14 protein-coding genes are annotated in these 15,963 nt (G+C 35.7%); 11 read left to right on the forward strand and 3 right to left on the reverse strand.

Annotated elements, in window-relative coordinates; translation table 11 throughout:
• Positions 1–113: 113 nt before the first annotated feature.
• The gene (locus KHA95_RS11445; RefSeq protein WP_213137640.1) at positions 114–584 is read right to left on the reverse strand and encodes an Hsp20/alpha crystallin family protein; all 471 of its coding nucleotides are present in this window, start codon (positions 582–584) and stop codon (positions 114–116) included.
• Between the two features lie 135 nt (positions 585–719).
• Here KHA95_RS11445 and KHA95_RS11450 point away from each other — a divergent pair, with 135 nt between their 5' ends.
• The 5 genes from KHA95_RS11450 (at position 720) to KHA95_RS11470 (ending at position 6,444) form a co-directional block, all read left to right on the forward strand.
• Entirely contained in the window at positions 720–1,145 is a 426-nt protein-coding gene (locus KHA95_RS11450; RefSeq protein WP_213137641.1) for a DUF1801 domain-containing protein, read from the forward strand.
• A 268-nt stretch (positions 1,146–1,413) separates the two neighbouring features.
• Positions 1,414–2,454: a hypothetical protein gene (locus tag KHA95_RS11455; RefSeq protein ID WP_213137642.1), complete on the forward strand. Its 1,041-nt coding sequence runs from the start codon at positions 1,414–1,416 to the stop codon at positions 2,452–2,454.
• A gap of 818 nt (positions 2,455–3,272) precedes the next feature.
• Positions 3,273–4,277 carry an ABC transporter substrate-binding protein gene (locus KHA95_RS11460; protein WP_349305470.1) on the forward strand — a complete coding sequence of 335 codons (1,005 nt, stop codon included), beginning with the start codon at positions 3,273–3,275 and terminating at the stop codon, positions 4,275–4,277.
• Between the two features lie 104 nt (positions 4,278–4,381).
• Positions 4,382–5,242 (forward strand): ABC transporter permease, encoded by an 861-nt coding sequence (locus KHA95_RS11465; protein WP_213137643.1) that lies wholly within the window; start codon positions 4,382–4,384, stop codon positions 5,240–5,242.
• On the forward strand, positions 5,239–6,444 hold the full coding sequence (locus KHA95_RS11470; protein WP_213137644.1) for a quaternary amine ABC transporter ATP-binding protein: 1,206 nt from the start codon (positions 5,239–5,241) through the stop codon (positions 6,442–6,444). The genes KHA95_RS11465 and KHA95_RS11470 overlap by 4 nt, the downstream gene beginning before the upstream one ends.
• 130 nt (positions 6,445–6,574) lie before the next feature.
• Here KHA95_RS11470 and KHA95_RS11475 read toward each other — a convergent pair whose 3' ends face one another.
• Positions 6,575–7,282 carry a FadR/GntR family transcriptional regulator gene (locus KHA95_RS11475; RefSeq protein ID WP_249316842.1) on the reverse strand — a complete coding sequence of 236 codons (708 nt, stop codon included), beginning with the start codon at positions 7,280–7,282 and terminating at the stop codon, positions 6,575–6,577.
• Between the two features lie 31 nt (positions 7,283–7,313).
• Complete coding sequence (locus tag KHA95_RS11480; protein WP_213137646.1) at positions 7,314–7,985, reverse strand: FadR/GntR family transcriptional regulator; 672 nt, start codon at positions 7,983–7,985, stop codon at positions 7,314–7,316.
• A 291-nt stretch (positions 7,986–8,276) separates the two neighbouring features.
• Here KHA95_RS11480 and KHA95_RS11485 point away from each other — a divergent pair, with 291 nt between their 5' ends.
• The 6 genes from KHA95_RS11485 to KHA95_RS11510 all read left to right on the forward strand — a co-directional run bounded on the left by KHA95_RS11485 (position 8,277) and on the right by KHA95_RS11510 (position 15,884).
• Complete coding sequence (locus KHA95_RS11485; RefSeq protein WP_213137647.1) at positions 8,277–9,212, forward strand: dihydrodipicolinate synthase family protein; 936 nt, start codon at positions 8,277–8,279, stop codon at positions 9,210–9,212.
• An 8-nt stretch (positions 9,213–9,220) separates the two neighbouring features.
• Positions 9,221–10,855, forward strand: a complete 1,635-nt coding sequence (locus tag KHA95_RS11490) for a hypothetical protein (protein WP_213137648.1) — start codon at positions 9,221–9,223, stop codon at positions 10,853–10,855.
• Between the two features lie 49 nt (positions 10,856–10,904).
• The gene (locus KHA95_RS11495; protein ID WP_213137649.1) at positions 10,905–11,840 is read left to right on the forward strand and encodes an ABC transporter permease; all 936 of its coding nucleotides are present in this window, start codon (positions 10,905–10,907) and stop codon (positions 11,838–11,840) included.
• Between the two features lie 11 nt (positions 11,841–11,851).
• Positions 11,852–12,763 (forward strand): carbohydrate ABC transporter permease, encoded by a 912-nt coding sequence (locus KHA95_RS11500; protein ID WP_213137650.1) that lies wholly within the window; start codon positions 11,852–11,854, stop codon positions 12,761–12,763.
• Between the two features lie 32 nt (positions 12,764–12,795).
• Positions 12,796–14,358 (forward strand): extracellular solute-binding protein, encoded by a 1,563-nt coding sequence (locus KHA95_RS11505; RefSeq protein ID WP_213137651.1) that lies wholly within the window; start codon positions 12,796–12,798, stop codon positions 14,356–14,358.
• Between the two features lie 98 nt (positions 14,359–14,456).
• On the forward strand, positions 14,457–15,884 hold the full coding sequence (locus KHA95_RS11510; RefSeq protein ID WP_213137652.1) for a hypothetical protein: 1,428 nt from the start codon (positions 14,457–14,459) through the stop codon (positions 15,882–15,884).
• Positions 15,885–15,963 lie beyond the last annotated feature (79 nt).

Here is a 15,963-nt window from a genome sequence, read left to right on the forward strand (position 1 = left end):
ATAATAATTTAATTCGTTTTGTTCCGCATAAAGGACATTCACCCCGTCCGCGTGAAGACATTTTCTTTAATGATTTTCCACGATATCTTTTTGCCATCCGTAACCATCCTCAATTAATTAATATCAATTCTTTTTCCTTTTATTTTTGGAACTTTAACCGTTAATAGACCATCTTCATGTTTGGCGCGTATATTTCTTGCATCGATCGCTTTTGTAAATGGAATGGTTCGGGAATAGTGCTTAAACATTTCTTTTCGCTGCACAGTCTCTTGCTTATCATTTTCTTTAACAAATGTTTCTCGATGTTGAACAGAAATCGTCATATGCTGCGGCAACATATCGATTTCAATTTGGTCCTTTTTAACACCAGGTAGCTTCGCTCGGACAATATACTCCTTCTCGTTTTCATCCAGTTCTACTGGAAATCCGCCGCCAAACGGGGAAGTTGTGAATAACTCATCAATACTTTCTAAAAAACCTTTTACTGGACGATGTTGAAAAAATTCATTCATCGCTTTCATTAATGAATTGACCTGCTCCTGTGCTTCTTTCGGCGAGTGCTTTTCCGGCAAGTTTTCAGACATATGCATAACCTCCTTAAACAGTCATATACCGTATCGTATGATGAAAAAAAATAAAAAGTTCATTTTCGGGAAGGGATTTACTTGCGAAGCAATAAATGTGTATGATGAAGGTAAATCATTTGGAGGAATTTCTATATGTATGAATTGAAAACGAAGGAAACAGACAATAGTGTTATTGAGTTTATCGAGCGGGTCGACAGCATCAAAAAACGTGAAGATGCTTACCGGTTATTGGATATTTTTACAGAAACAACGGGATATGAAGCTAAAATGTGGGGGCCGAGCATCATTGGATTTGGTTCGTATCATTATAAATATGAATCTGGTCATGAAGGAGATGCACCGCTCGTCGGCTTCTCACCACGAAAAGCAAAAATTAGCTTATATTTTGCAGTCGGAGATCCAAAGCGTGAAGAATTGCTAAAGGAATTTGGCAAACATACAACTGGCAAAGCGTGTGTGTATGTTAATAAAGTAGCAGATATTGATGTCGATGTTTTAAAAGCGTTGATCAAACAATCGATTGTATTTTTAAGGGAATTGTACCCGGAGAACAGCTGATGATCAATGCTCCAGCAACGGTTGGAATATACTATCGAAGAAGCAAATTTGACCGATGTAATATATTAAAAAAAGTTTCCGGAGCTTAGCGCATAAGCTCTTTTTTTTATGGGCTATTTTTGAAAAGTTAAACATACATAGTTTTTCTATGTATATATATGGTACTATTGTATAGAAATCCAACGATTTGAAGACATAATAGATTTCAAGGTTTTTATGAATCAATCTAAAAATAACAATAATTAAGAAATCATCGGTGGTGACGATATTGACATTTTTTATGTACTTCTTTGTATTAATGATTGTAATAATAATAATACAATATTTGCCTATAGTAACGGTTCCAGCGGCGATATTAAGTCTTCTCTGGAAGAAAAATATTAAAAGAACTGTCATAGTGATCGTTGTCATAGCCCTAATCAAATTATTTAACAATGTGAACAGAAATGGAAGAGGTCCAAGTGAAGCGGAGTTTTTCTTATCACAATTAGAGCATGGTTCTATATGGGCTATTCTTTCACTTATAGGTTATTTATATCTTATTTATTGGTGGGGAACATTCCTTAAAAGAAGAAAGCAAGGCGCTACTAAGGAAGAAAATGTGGGTATAGAGGAAGATATTGCACGCACAAAAAAACGGGCTAAATGGGGCTGTTTGATATGGGTCGTTATTCTATTTTTTGGACCCATTTTTTTATTTGCCGGTTATTTCCATTACCAGACTGAGATTAAGGAACGCACGTTGATGGTTAGTCATTCTCCGAGCGGTAAGAACACAATTAAAATTGTGGAAAAGGGCGAACCATTCTTTTTCGGTCCATCAACTATCAAGATTAAATATCGGAATCAATATATTGTCAGAAGCATTAGTAATGATGGGAAAACACTTAATGATTCGAATGCTACTGTAAAATGGAAAAGTGATGATACTGCAATCATTACTTTATATGGAGAAGAACAATTTCCCGAAACCATTGAATTTAATAAAGAAAAACGTGAGCTTTTCGAAAATGTGCAAATCGAACTCGATTCCAATACATTAACGACAAGCGAATCTCCCGACAATAAAAAAACGATCGAAGTAAGAGAAATAATCAGGTCCCAGGGGCAAAATCCTAAAAGGTTTTTAAGAATTTATTACGGAGATAACGGAAGTAGTTTAAATAAATATAAAGAATATAACCATCTAGATAGAAGTTACAAGGCTGACCAACTTTATATTGATTGGACAAATAACACTCAGGCATCTATACGAATATTTACTGAGGCTGGATTCGAGGATGCCGTTGAAATTGACTTTACTAAATGATACATGAAACAACTGTACGTAAAGTAAAGGTAAATGAGTTGAAGTTGAATAAACCTAAGGAAATGAATGTAAAATGTGGCCCTGTATAGTAAACTGGGCCATTTTTTATTATCTAGAAAATGAAGGCACGCGTCGCTTCCGTCCATTTAGTTCTGACAATGCATACAGCGTTTTGAAAACAGGTGGACCGTATAAGGAACTAGGCCCCGATACGTTCAGCAAAAACAACAAAATAAAGAAGTAAAAATGATTGAATGTCTAAAAAAGAAAGACTATACAATCGAACCATCTGAATAACAAACTGCTTAATTGATCGACTGAATACATCAAAGGGGATGGGGGGCTTACTTTAGTGTTGCCTTCTGGTCAAAAAGTATTTTTATACATAATTATAGAATCCTTGCTTGTGAACAACTTCGTCTGGAGGAATCTACGTCTAGCTCCAAGCGCCCAGCAAACTTCACTCTCCTTCCTGCGATAAGTCAACATCGGCTCTATCGAAGCCGTGTTTCCTTTAAAGATCCGTCGACTAAGATCGCCAATTAGGTAAGAATACGGACCATCAAGCCGTATTCTAGAGTAATTATAGTGAATTGTCTGGAAAAATTTATGTGAGTAAATTTTATGGAAGCATATGGACGTATATGTTCATTTTATCCGTTTGCAATGATTTTCATATAACCGTAACATTAATATGTATTCAAATCACTCCTAATTCCTTTCGTTTTGCTTCTTTAATTCCTGCCTATTAAATCTGCTTGTACGATTGGTTTTCATTGAGGAGAAAGTACTTACAAAATTATAAAAGGAGTTTATTGATGATGCGTAAATGGTTAACGATGCTTTCGATTTGTATGCTTATTTTTCTTACTGCATGTAGTGGTGGAGGAAATAAGGATAGCATCAAGGTGATAAAATTTGCTGATGCTGGTTGGGATAGTATTCGCTTCCATAATAGTGTTGCCCAACAAATTATTGAGGAAGGATACGGCTACGATACAGAAGTAACAAATGGTACAACCGCTGCAACGATCCAAGCATTACAGCAAGGTGATATTAATGTCTATATGGAAATTTGGACGGACAATATAAAAGATGTATATGAAAAAGCGATTGATAAGGGAGATATTGTTAAATTAGCAACAAATTTTGATGATAATGCTCAAGGTTTGTATGTTCCAACATATGTCATTGAAGGGGACGCGGAAAGAGGGATTGAGCCGGTAGCGCCCGATTTAAAAACGGTTGAAGACTTAAAAAAATATCCTGAAATTTTCAAAGATCCAGAAGATACAAACAAAGGTAGAGTTGTTGGTGCACCTTCCAGCTGGGTTGTCAGTGAACATTTAGATGAAAAATTGAAAACATATGGCTTAGATGAGCAATTTAATTATTTAGCACCGGGATCCGATTCAGCAATTGTTGCTTCTTTAGCAAGTGCCTATCAAAAAGGTGAACCATGGGTAGGCTATTATTGGTCACCGACATGGGTAACAGCGGGTTATGATTTAACACTTCTCGAGGATCATCCATATGAAGAAAGTGTATGGGAGGAAAATAAAGGAACCGAGTTCCCTCCTAATGATGTCGTTGTTGCTGTTCACAAAGATTTGCCTACTCAAGCAGAGGATGTAGTGGCATTTCTAAAAAACTATGAAACAAGCAATGAACTAACAGAAAAAGCGCTTGACTATATGGAAGAAAACGATGTAGAAGCAGATGAGGCCGCGATTTGGTGGATGAAAGAATATGAAGATATATGGACGAAATGGGTGCCAGATGAGATTGCGGAAAAAGTAAAAGCAGCATTAGCAGATAAATAATATTGGAAGGCAGGGGATAGTGAGGCTGTGACAATTCGATCTGCAGCCAATATCCCCTGTTTATTTTGTGAAGAAATTTAACTAACTGTGAGGTGGGGGAACGGATGAACGAATTTCCCGATATACGTTTACCAATTGGTGTTGGTGTGGAAAAGTTTATCGATTTTTTGGCGAAGCATTTTTCAGCATTTTTTGATTTTATTTTTGTGATTGCTTCGGGTTCGATCAAAGGTTTGGAGTCGTTATTGTTAATGATTCCATGGTGGATATTCATCATTATTATCTTTTTATTAGGATGGTATTTTACAAGTCTATATGGTGGATTATTATTTTCAGTTTTTATTTTTTCAATTGGAACATTTAATTTATGGCCCGAGACGATGACGACAATTGCAGTCGTTTTAATATCGGTTGTTTTATCCCTTTTAATTGGAATTCCATTAGGTATTTTAATGGCGTTTAATAAAGCACTTTCCGCTACGATGCGTCCCATCCTCGACGCGATGCAGACGATGCCTACTTTTGTTTATTTAATTCCTGTTATATTCTTCTTCCCATTAGGAAATGTTCCGGCTGTCATTGCTACAATTATTTATGCATTGCCTCCCGTCAGCCGCCTAACAGAGCTAGGTATTCGTAATGTTGGTCAAGAGGTAGTTGAATCTGCACAATCATTCGGTTCTTCAACGATGCAAATGTTAACGAAGGTTCAACTTCCACAGGCACTGCCGACGATTATGGCCGGGATTAACCAAACAACAATGATGGCCTTAGCAATGGCAGTAGTTGGTTCAATGGTTGGTGCACAAGGACTTGGTGAGCGCGTACTATTTGCGATTAACCGGATCGATATTGCCCTTGGATTCGAAGCCGGAGTAAGCATCGTTTTCTTAGCGATTATCATTGACCGAATTACAGGTGGAATTGCTGAGCGTCTGCAGAAACACAGGAGGAATGTCGCATGAAGGTGAAGTTACAGGTAGAAAATGTGTCGAAAATCTTTGGTGCAAGAGCGAAGAAAGTGATCCCGATGATTGAAAAAGGCGAATCAAAAGCAGACATATTAGCAAAAACAGGCCATACTGTTGGTGTTTATAATGCATCGATGGAAATTATGGAAGGTGAGACCTTTGTTATTATGGGGCTTTCAGGAAGTGGGAAATCTACATTGATTCGTTGCTTTAATTTACTGAATCGCCCTACGGCTGGCGCGATTTATGTAGACGGTGAAAATATCGTTGAATATAATGCCCAGCAGTTAAAATTTTATCGGCAAAAGAAAATCGCCATGGTTTTCCAGCATTTTGGTCTTTTTAGTCATCGCACAGTATTGGAAAATATTGAATATGGTCTAGAAATAAGAGGGATACCAAAGGAAGAACGGAAAAAAATCGCCCAACATCATTTAGAAACAGTAGGCTTAAAAGGGTATGAGAATCAATATCCTGATGAGCTTTCGGGTGGAATGAGGCAACGAGTTGGAATTGCACGGGCGTTGGCGAATGATCCGGATATTTTATTAATGGATGAACCATTCAGTGCGCTCGATCCTTTAATTCGTAGGGAAATGCAGCTGGAGTTATTAGACATTCAAAATCGATTGCAAAAAACAATTATATTTATTACACATGATGTCAATGAAGCATTTAAAATTGGTGATCGCGTAGCAGTCATGAAGGACGGAAAAGTAGAGCAGATTGGCACTCCGGAAGAAATTTTAGACAATCCAGCCAATGAATATATTACTGAATTTATAAGAGAGATTGACCGCTCAAAAATTCTTCAAGCAGAACATATTATGGTGAAGCCGCATGGGTTGGTTTCACTTAAAGATGGGGTAAATGTGGCGATTAAAGTAATGAGAGAGCACGGCATATCCAGCGCCTTTATTACCGATCGAAAGCGGCGCTTACATGGAATTGTTACGATTGATCGTGCGATTGAAGGGTTAAAACAGAAGAAAACATTACAAGAATTATTGGAAACGGATGTTCAAACGGTCGATCCAAGCGACTATGTTCAAGATATTATTCCAAAAGCATTAGACTCAAAGTATCCATTAGTTGTTGTCAATGAAGATAATCATATCGAAGGAATCATTTTAAGAGTGCATGTCTTAGCGAGCTTAATAAGCGATAATGGTGATAATGAAAGTTCAGATGAGTGAAGGAAAAGGTACACTAGAGCTAGCGATGGTGTACCTTTTTTTATTGCAAAAGCTTTAGCCCAATCGATATATCTTTTATTGAAAATATATTCGAGGTGTTAGCGATAGCGTTAAGCATATTTGCTTAAAACTAATGCTTATTTACGGCACCAAGCGAGTTCTGTAAATGCTCATTTAAATAGTGAAGTGCTAATTTTACATCTTTATCTTTCAATGCTTTTAGGATCAGCTTATGCTCATATACAGTTTTATTTCTGTTATCTTGATTCATGTGTGAATGGGATACACCAGAAAAATATTGAGTAATAATATCCATTAATTGAATAAATAAATCATTCTCGGTCGCTTGAATTAATGCTTTATGAAATTCAATGTCGAGTGTTTTAAACTGTAATGTATCATCTATTTTGCTCATTTCAATAATGATGTCCTCAAGTTTGTGTAAGCGATCAGTATCTCCCTTAGCAATAAGTTGCTCGATCGCTGATTTTTCTAAAAGATGTCTTAGTTCAAATAATTCCCCACTCTTATCATCATTCAATTGCCAGAAGAATAGTAAATTGTTAAAAATAACACTTGTATCATCTGTATTAACGAAAGCTCCCTCTCCGTGCCTGATAGAAAGAATCCCAGTTGATTCTAAAGATCTCAATGCTTCCCTTACAATGACCCGGCTTACATCGAACATACGGGCGAGGTCCCTTTCTGAGGGAAGTTTGTCACCAGTAGACAAGTTGTTTTCGATAATAAATTGCCGTAGACTATCACTTACAATTTTACTTAATGTAAATCTTTCATTTACCTCTATGGGTTTCAATAGGATCACCAACTCAAACATATTTTAATAGAAAGGTCAATATATATTTTATCTAAAGCAGATTATATAGGTGCTGAAGGTGCGTTCTCATTGCTAGTTTTGCATCATCCATATTTTTATTAATTATGGAATCGATTACTAATTTATGCTCCTTATAAGAAGTGGTATAATCATCAAGATTAACCACTTCTTCAAGGTGATTCATATTAAAGTATTCTGTAATGATCGAAGATAGCTGAATAAATGTTTCATTTCCCGTCGCATGAAATAGAGCCTTGTGAAAATATAAATCCTCGCTTTTTGGTTTCTCGCCCCTTTTGGTCTTTTCAAGTAAAGCATCATTCCAGTATGACATCTGATTAATTTTTTCTAAATGGTAATTTTCAATAGCAAGTTCAATCGCCCCTAACTCTAATATAATTCTTGAATCAATCAGCTCTTTAAATTTAACTTTATTTACTTTTAAAAAGGGAGAAATATTTTTTAGATAACTATGTAATTCTATTTCCTTTACAAATATACCGGTTCCTTGTTTTATGTCGATAATGCCTTGTGATTGCAAGGTTTTTAATGCTTCTCTAACGATCGTTCTACTTACAGCCAACATTTCAATCATTTCCTTTTCAGAGGGAAGGCGATCACCCGGTTGGAAATTATGATCGGCAATATAATTTTTAATTCGATTGCTTACAATTTCTGCTAATGTCTGCTTGCGTAATTGCATGCTACATTCTCTCCAATCTAGTAAGAAATTGTTTATTTATATATTACACTAAATGAATATTGAAAAAGGCCCTTGTGAATATTAATAAAAATTATTCTGAAACTTTTTGAAATACTACTTGACAATTTAAATGAAAGCGATTAATTTTAAGTTAACCAAAGTGGTAAGACCATAATATACTTTCTAGTATTTTTAATCAATAAGTAAAAGAAAAGATTTTTAGAGCGAGTTCTTACTGGTAAGACCATACTATGAATGTATAAATTTTAAAAAAAGGAATGGGATGAATTTATGAAAGTTGAGGATTTAAGCAAATTTAGAGGGGTATTCGTTGCAATGTATTCTGCTTATAATGAAGCAGGGGAAATTTGTGAAGAAAGGGTAAAGAAGCTTGCTAGATATTATGCAAGCTCAGGAGTAAAAGGCTTATACGTAGGAGGGAGCTCGGGAGAGGGAATTCTTCAAACAGTAGGAGAAAGAAAAAAAGTATTAAAAGCGGTATTGGAAGAAGTTGGACAAGAATTAACAATTATTGTTCATATCGGTGCTAATTCTACAAGAGAAAGCGTTGAACTTGCAGGTCATGCGGAAAAACTTGGCGCTCATGCCATTTCAGCTGTTCCAGCAATTTATTATCGATTGTCCGAAAGTTCTGTGGAAAAGCATTGGCAAGAAATGATTGATAGTTCATCGTTACCATTCATTATTTATAATATTCCACAAACAACTGGTTTTCATTTGACAGAGCCTTTGTTTAGAAGGATGGCAGAGCAAGAGAAAGTGATTGGAATCAAAATGTCTGGTGAAAGCGTCTTTGAGCTCCAACAGTTTAAAGTAAATGCAGGGAAAGACTTTTTAGTTTATAACGGGCCAGATGAACAATTTTTGGGTGGAAGAACAATGGGAGCAGACGGAGGAATTGGCGGAACATACGGAGTAATGCCAGAGCTATTTTGCGCGTTGAATAAATTAATAACGGAAAACAAGCTGAATGATGCTCAAAGGCTTCAATTTGAAATTAATCGAATAATCAAGAGATTGTTAAGCTATCCGTCTTTATATGGTGCTTGTAAATATATTTTATTACTAAGAGGTATTAACACGGGGGAGCCTAGATTGCCGTTATTACCGGTATCAGTTTCAGACCATCAGTCATTATCTGAGTTGAATAATGAAATAGTGGATTTAACAAAAAAATACTTAATTACAATTGAGAAAGTGAGATGAGGCAAAAAGTGAAAACTCAAATACTACATAATGGGATCGAACTTACAAAAGAATGGCCCCCTAGGTATGAAGAACCTAAGGAACGTATAGAAATGCCTGTGCCTTATCTGAAAACAAAACCGGAGGTAATTCCGATTAATGTTGGACGGCAACTTTTTGTTGACGAATTTCTAATTGCTGAAACAAATTTACGCTCTGTTTATCACAAACCCGAGTTCCATATTAATAATCCGGTTTTAAAACAGGATCAGGAATGGGAAAAAACAGTAGAGGGGTATTCCTACGCAGCTCCTTTTAGCGATGGTATTTGGTATGACGAAGAGGATCAAAAATTTAAAATGTGGTATTTGACAGGTGCAGGTACGATTAATCAATCAAGGCATAGTTTGTGTACTTGTTATGCTGAATCAACGGACGGTGTAGTTTGGAATAAAATTGTTCAGGACGTTGTGGCAGGAACAAATATTGTTGATAAATCAAACAGGGATTCTTCAACAGTTTGGTTAGATAAATTTGAAAAAGATCCAACAAAAAGATTTAAATTTTTTAATGTGGAATATAAGGCTGATGAAATACACTACCAATTTGTTCTGAAATATTCATCTGATGGAATTCATTGGTCTGAAGGTGTCGCACAATCAGGAAGTATATCGGATCGATGCACAGCATTTTTCAATCCATTTACTAATAAGTGGGTATTAAGTATGCGTCATCAAGTATCATCGGTTTCAAATCGATCTAGAATGTATCTTGAACATCAAGATCCGGAAGAAGCTGTAAGTCTAGCACATAGGCTTCGCGAAGGAACGAAGGACAAGCATATAGTAGTTTGGTTTACCCCTGATAATAAGGAAAAAAGACATCCAAAATATTCGGAGGTAGATCCCGGCATTTATAATTTTGACGCCATTGCTTATGAAAGTATCATGTTAGGTTTTTATAGCCAGTGGCAAGGGCCTGATAATAAAATATGTAAAGAATTAGTGATACCTAAACGGAATGAGATACAGTTGGGGTATAGCCGTGACGGCTTTCATTTTGCAAGGCCGACTCACGAGTCATTTATGGAAGTTAACGAAACTGATGATGCTTGGAATTGGGGGAATATGCAATCGATCAATGGGGTTCCGTTAGTTGTCGGAGATTACTTATACTTTTATTCAAGTGGGCGTAGTTGCAATAAAGTCTGGTGGGATGCTGGAGTTTCGACAGGGTTAGCTAAACTTCGTAGAGATGGATTTGTTTCCATGCATGCAGATGACATAGGATTTTTGACCACTGAAAAAGTGATATTCGATGGGAAATACCTTTTTGTGAATGCAAATGTACAGAAGAGCCTGGCTGTAGAATTGATTGATGAGTATGGCACCGTGATTGAGGGATATCGAAAAGAAGACTGTAATGCGATTAATATCAACAGCACAAAGCAAATGATAACTTGGAAAAATAAATCTAATGTCGTTTCGTTGGTAGGGAAACCAATTCAACTAAAATTTTACTTGAATAGCGCAGATTTATATGCCTTTTGGATATCGCCCTGGGAAACTGGGGAGAGCAGAGGGTATACCGGTGGGGGAGGACCAGGCTTATCTTCATCGGGTATGGATATCCCTTATGATAATGGAAAAATTCAGAAATATTGACAAATGTATAATCAACACATTTAGAGCTGACAACTAGGGAGGTGCTGTTATGTCATATAGAAAAAAAGATACATTACAACGGAAAGTACCATTAGCTATTCAAATAAAAAATAATAGTAGCCTGTATTTAATGATGCTTCCAGGCGTGGTTGCATTAGTAATATTTTCATACGTGCCAATGTATGGAGTTATCATGGCATTCCAAGACTTTAATGTCTTTGATGGATATTTTGGAAGCCAATGGGTAGGATTTAAACATTTTAAGGCATTGTTTGCAGATCCATACTTTTTAAAATTATTGAGGAATACTTTTTTGTTAGGTTTTCTTACCTTTATTTTTGCTTTTCCTGCTCCCATTCTTTTAGCCTTGATGATTAATGAATCTAAATTCAGGAAATTTAAAGGGATAGTTCAGTCAATTAGTTATTTGCCTCATTTCATTCCAATGGTAGTCATGGTAGGTATAATGTATGTGTTTTTTGGTTCATATGGAATAGTAAATAGCATAATAAGTTTTTTAGGTCTTGATTCTATTAGTTTCTTTTCAAGTCCGGAATGGTTTAGGTCACTTTATATAGGTTCAGCAATTTGGAAGGGGATAGGGTGGGGGTCGATTATTTACATCGGTGCCTTATCTGCAATAGATCCAAGTATGTATGAGGCAGCTTCAGTGGATGGTGCAAATAGATGGCATAAGATATGGCACATTACTTTACCAGGGCTAAAACCAACGATTGTAACATTATTTATACTTGATGTGGCAGGTGTTATGAAAGTTGGTTTTGAAAAAGTATTTTTGATGTATAGTCCCGCGACTTATGAAGTTGCAGATGTACTTTCGACCTATGTCTACCGTCAAGGTATTTTGGATGCTAATTATAGTTACAGTGCTGCGGTTGATTTGTTTAATAATATTATTGCACTAATATTTCTTTTGGCCGCAAATAAATTAGCAAAAAAACTTGGAGAAGACGGAATTGTATAGGAGGACAGATAATGATTGCATTAAAACGAAAAAAAGTAAAAGTAAGTTTAACAGAGTATGTATTGGCTGCCTTTTTACTCTTACTAGGACTTTTTATGTTATATCCTTTATGGTGGGTGCTTATGACCTCATTAGCCGATCCTGTATGGCTTTCAACTAATACAGTAGTATTATGGCCGGGAAAATTTGGGATCGATGCATATAGATTTATTTTATCAGAAGGGAAATTATGGACTTCGTACTTGAATAGTGCTATTTATGCGCTGGGAAGTACGGTGGTAACATTAATAGTCTGTAGTTTGTATGCGTATCCATTTACTTTGCCGAAATTTAAAGGAAAGTTATTTTTCAACTTGTTGCTTATTATTCCGATGTTTTTTTCAGGTGGAATGATACCGACATATATGCAGATCGCAAATTTAGGAATGTTAGATACTGTTTGGTCGATGATGCTTCCAGGTGCTATTTCAGCCTACTATGTAATTCTCATTAGAACATATATGAAGGGGATACCCATGGAACTTCGTGAATCGGCAATAATCGATGGGGCTAGTGATTTTAAAATATATTGGCTGATTGTTCTACCTTTATCTAAAGTCATACTTTTGATAATAGCGTTATTTTCAATTGTAGACTCCTGGAACAGTTTTACTCCACCGTTATTGTACTTGTCGGATGATGCAAAAATGCCATTGTCCATTTATTTAAGGAATCTATTGATAACTAATACGATGGATACTAGTGAATTAACGATGGGAACCTCTTACTATCAGGCAATAGCATCCGCTGGTGGTGGAATTGGTATGAGAATTGCAATGAAAATGGGAACGATTATAGTTAGTATTCTACCAATTATGTTGATTTATCCATTGATCCAAAAGCATTTTGTTAAGGGTGTAATGCTAGGTTCAGTTAAAGGTTAAAATAAAGAATAAATTTAAAGGAGGAAATAAGAATGAAACTGAGGTTATGGTTGCTTTTACTTAGCATCTCGATTGTATCTTTACTACTGGTAGGTTGCAAAGGAACAGAAAAAGCAAGTGAACAAGGAGGAGATGGAGAAAAACAAAAATTATCTATTTTAACGACTTGGGAAATTAGTGATGTTCGTCCTTCTAAAGATGAAACAAAGGTTGGCCAATGGTTAGAGAAAGAACTGAATATGGATATGGAATTAGTGACCATTCCGGGGGAAGCAATTTCCACTAAAATTAATTCGTTAGCAGCAAGCGGAAATTTACCAACATTATTGTTAAAAACAAGTGATTCTAATAGCATTACAGAAATAAACAAACTGGGTGAAAAAGGTGTTTTCTTGAATATAACCGATTATTTGGACAAAGTGCCAAATTACGCAAAATATCTTGAAGATAATTATGTTCGTAGTGAAATATCTGATTCCAATGGTAATATCTATGGTTTTACAAAAGTATACACTGATGGGAATATTATGTATACAACTCCAATCATTCGTCAAGATCTATTAGAGGGCAGTGAATATTCTAACACTAGTATAAAAACAATTGAAGATTTAACCGGTGCCCTTGAATATCTTACAGAAAAGACGGGCTACCCAGCTTGGGTCCAAAGAAACGGATATGATTCTTTTATGGAAAAAAGCGGATTGTTATGGAATTTATCTAATAAAACCTTCTATGATTATGAACAAGATAAATTTACGCATCTTATTTTAGAATCTAGAGCAAAAGACTATATTCAGTGGTTAAAAGATTTGCGAACAAAGAATGTAATTCATCCTGACTGGGCAATTATGACAGATGAAACTTGGGAGGGAATATTAGCATCTAATAATGGATTCTTTACAATTGATCGTATGAGTATCATTGGGGATGGAAACTTTTCTAAAGAATTCAATTGGTTACCTGTTGATTATCCGCAAATTCAAGGAAAAGCTTTCTTACAACCAAATCAAGCAAAAACTATATCCACTACTTCGTGGGTAATTAATGCAAAGGCAGATCAAAAAGAGATTGATAAGGCCTTAGAGTTCATGAATTTTCTTTATGATGAAAATAATCACAAAACTCTTACGTTAGGTTTTGAAGATGAAACTTATACTACCGAAGATCCTAATACATTAGCAGGAATTCGTTGGTTAATTCAAATTTATGGTGAAAATGCTAATAATCCAAATGCTGAGCTGTTATTTACACACGGTATTCAATCTTTTACAAGATTGCAAACTCCAATTGATATGCAAAGCTTTCCGGGAACATATCCGGAGGTTATGTATGCTCAAATTGATCATATTAACAATGATTTAGGTGGATTTAGACCGGCAACACCAACAGTATCGTTTACTACTGAAGTCCAAGAAAAACTTGCAACTATGGAAAATGCATTAAACACATATGTAGATCAAAATTTAATTCAATTCATAGAAGGCAAACGAAGTATGGACGAGTGGAATAAATTTGTCGATGAAGTAGAAAGCAAAGGATTGCTGGACATTGTAGAAGAGTACAATACTGCATATAGTGAATATAAAGCTAAATAGATCACAATGACAAGGTTAATAGTTAAGAATTAGGCGGTGTTTATTACTGTCTAATTCTATATAGTTTTGTTAAAAAAGAAGGGTTGGGTCGACTAAAAATGCATAAATACCTAATGCTGGATAGAGGAATCTTGGTAGGTTACAGTCTTACGAATTCCAAAATAACCGTAAATAAGATTCAGAAAGATACAGAAAATAATCCATTATTTGGCGAAGAGTTCTTTGGGAATCCCGCTAAAAGGTGGGAAGTTCGTTACGATAACAGCTATCCAAATGTTATTTACGATCCAAAGTATAAAATATATAGATGTTACTATACATTATTTACTTACGATGAAAGTGCCGAGAACACTTCGTTAAAGGAAAGAGCTTCTACGGATTATATTCCAACTGGTTCAAGAATTACTTCCTTGTGTTATGCAGAAAGTAAAGATGGAATAGAATGGACAAAGCCTAATTTGGGACTTGTTGATTTCGAGGGGAATAAAGAAAATAATATTCTTTTTCGATATGCTCATGGTACGGGTGTGTTTTTGGATGAAGAAGAATTGGATCCCAAGAAAAGATATAAGTTGGTGACCAAGGTTGAATATTCAAATGCAAGACATTATATGGCAGTTGCTTTTTCAGAGGATGGAATTCATTTTAGTGAACTCCAAGAATGGAACAAATATAATCCAGCTGCTGATTCACATAATTTTCCTTTTAGAGATAAGAAGACTGGAAAGTTTATGCTTATTACGAGGACTTGGAAGAATGGCTTGAGAGTATCTTCATTGTGTGAGAGTACGGATTTTATCAATTGGAGTGAGCCGAAGGAAATATTGCGAGGCAGTGGATATGAAAATCAAGTGTATTCTATGCCAATCATACAATACGCAGGGATATATTTAGGACTAGCCTCTATGTATCATGAAGGAAATACAGAAGCAGACAATTATGATACGGTTGATGTTGAATTGAAATATGCATCAACTCCCGATGTTTGGGATTCCGTATCTGATGGGCAATATGTGATAGAACGGGGTTTAGGAACGTATCCAACGGGTGAATTTGATAGTGGCTGCATTTATGCAGCAGCACCGATTGAAGTAGATGGAAAACTCCGTGTCTATTATATGGGAGGGAATGGAAAACATACGAACTTTAGAGAAACTTCCTTTGCGTTAGGGTATTTGGAAAAGGATAAATTTGCGGGATACGAGGCAGTTGATAATAGCCGTGATGCAAAACTTGTAACCTACCATTTTAGTGTTTATGGAGATTACCTATCTATATTGGCAGATATCGAACCAAAGGGACATTTATCAGTAGCGATAGGTAATAAAAATGGAAAAGTGTACGAAGGGTTTGAAGATGAAAATTGTATTATAGAGAAACAAGAAAGCGGTTATTACAAAGTAACTTTTAAAGGTAAAAAGTTAACGGACTTACGCACTTTACCAGCCAGCCTGCATATTACCTTTAATAAGGCGAAAGTATATGCAATTAGAGGTGAATTTGAATGTCAAAAATTAAAATACTAAGGGGTAGGCTATAATAAAATATCAGTATCTAAAAATAGAAATTTTCGGTGAAACTCTATCTGTTCTACTTAGCCACGGT

The organism is Bacillus sp. FJAT-50079 (assembly GCF_018343515.1).
Lineage (GTDB): Bacteria > Bacillota > Bacilli > Bacillales > Bacillaceae_C > Lederbergia.

Excerpts from the sequence above, each read along its gene's own strand:
- KHA95_RS11465 (WP_213137643.1), top strand. The coding sequence starts at position 4,382 with ATGAACGAATTTCCCGATATACGTTTACCAATTGGTGTTGGTGTGGAA.
- KHA95_RS11470 (WP_213137644.1), top strand. The coding sequence starts at position 5,239 with ATGAAGGTGAAGTTACAGGTAGAAAATGTGTCGAAAATCTTTGGTGCA.
- KHA95_RS11495 (WP_213137649.1), top strand. The coding sequence starts at position 10,905 with ATGTCATATAGAAAAAAAGATACATTACAACGGAAAGTACCATTAGCT.
- KHA95_RS11485 (WP_213137647.1), top strand. The coding sequence starts at position 8,277 with ATGAAAGTTGAGGATTTAAGCAAATTTAGAGGGGTATTCGTTGCAATG.
- KHA95_RS11505 (WP_213137651.1), top strand. The coding sequence starts at position 12,796 with ATGAAACTGAGGTTATGGTTGCTTTTACTTAGCATCTCGATTGTATCT.
- KHA95_RS11450 (WP_213137641.1), top strand. The coding sequence starts at position 720 with ATGTATGAATTGAAAACGAAGGAAACAGACAATAGTGTTATTGAGTTT.
- KHA95_RS11460 (WP_349305470.1), top strand. The coding sequence starts at position 3,273 with ATGATGCGTAAATGGTTAACGATGCTTTCGATTTGTATGCTTATTTTT.
- KHA95_RS11510 (WP_213137652.1), top strand. The coding sequence starts at position 14,457 with ATGCATAAATACCTAATGCTGGATAGAGGAATCTTGGTAGGTTACAGT.
- KHA95_RS11480 (WP_213137646.1), bottom strand. The coding sequence starts at position 7,985 with ATGCAATTACGCAAGCAGACATTAGCAGAAATTGTAAGCAATCGAATT.
- KHA95_RS11445 (WP_213137640.1), bottom strand. The coding sequence starts at position 584 with ATGTCTGAAAACTTGCCGGAAAAGCACTCGCCGAAAGAAGCACAGGAG.
- KHA95_RS11475 (WP_249316842.1), bottom strand. The coding sequence starts at position 7,282 with ATGTTTGAGTTGGTGATCCTATTGAAACCCATAGAGGTAAATGAAAGA.
- KHA95_RS11500 (WP_213137650.1), top strand. The coding sequence starts at position 11,852 with ATGATTGCATTAAAACGAAAAAAAGTAAAAGTAAGTTTAACAGAGTAT.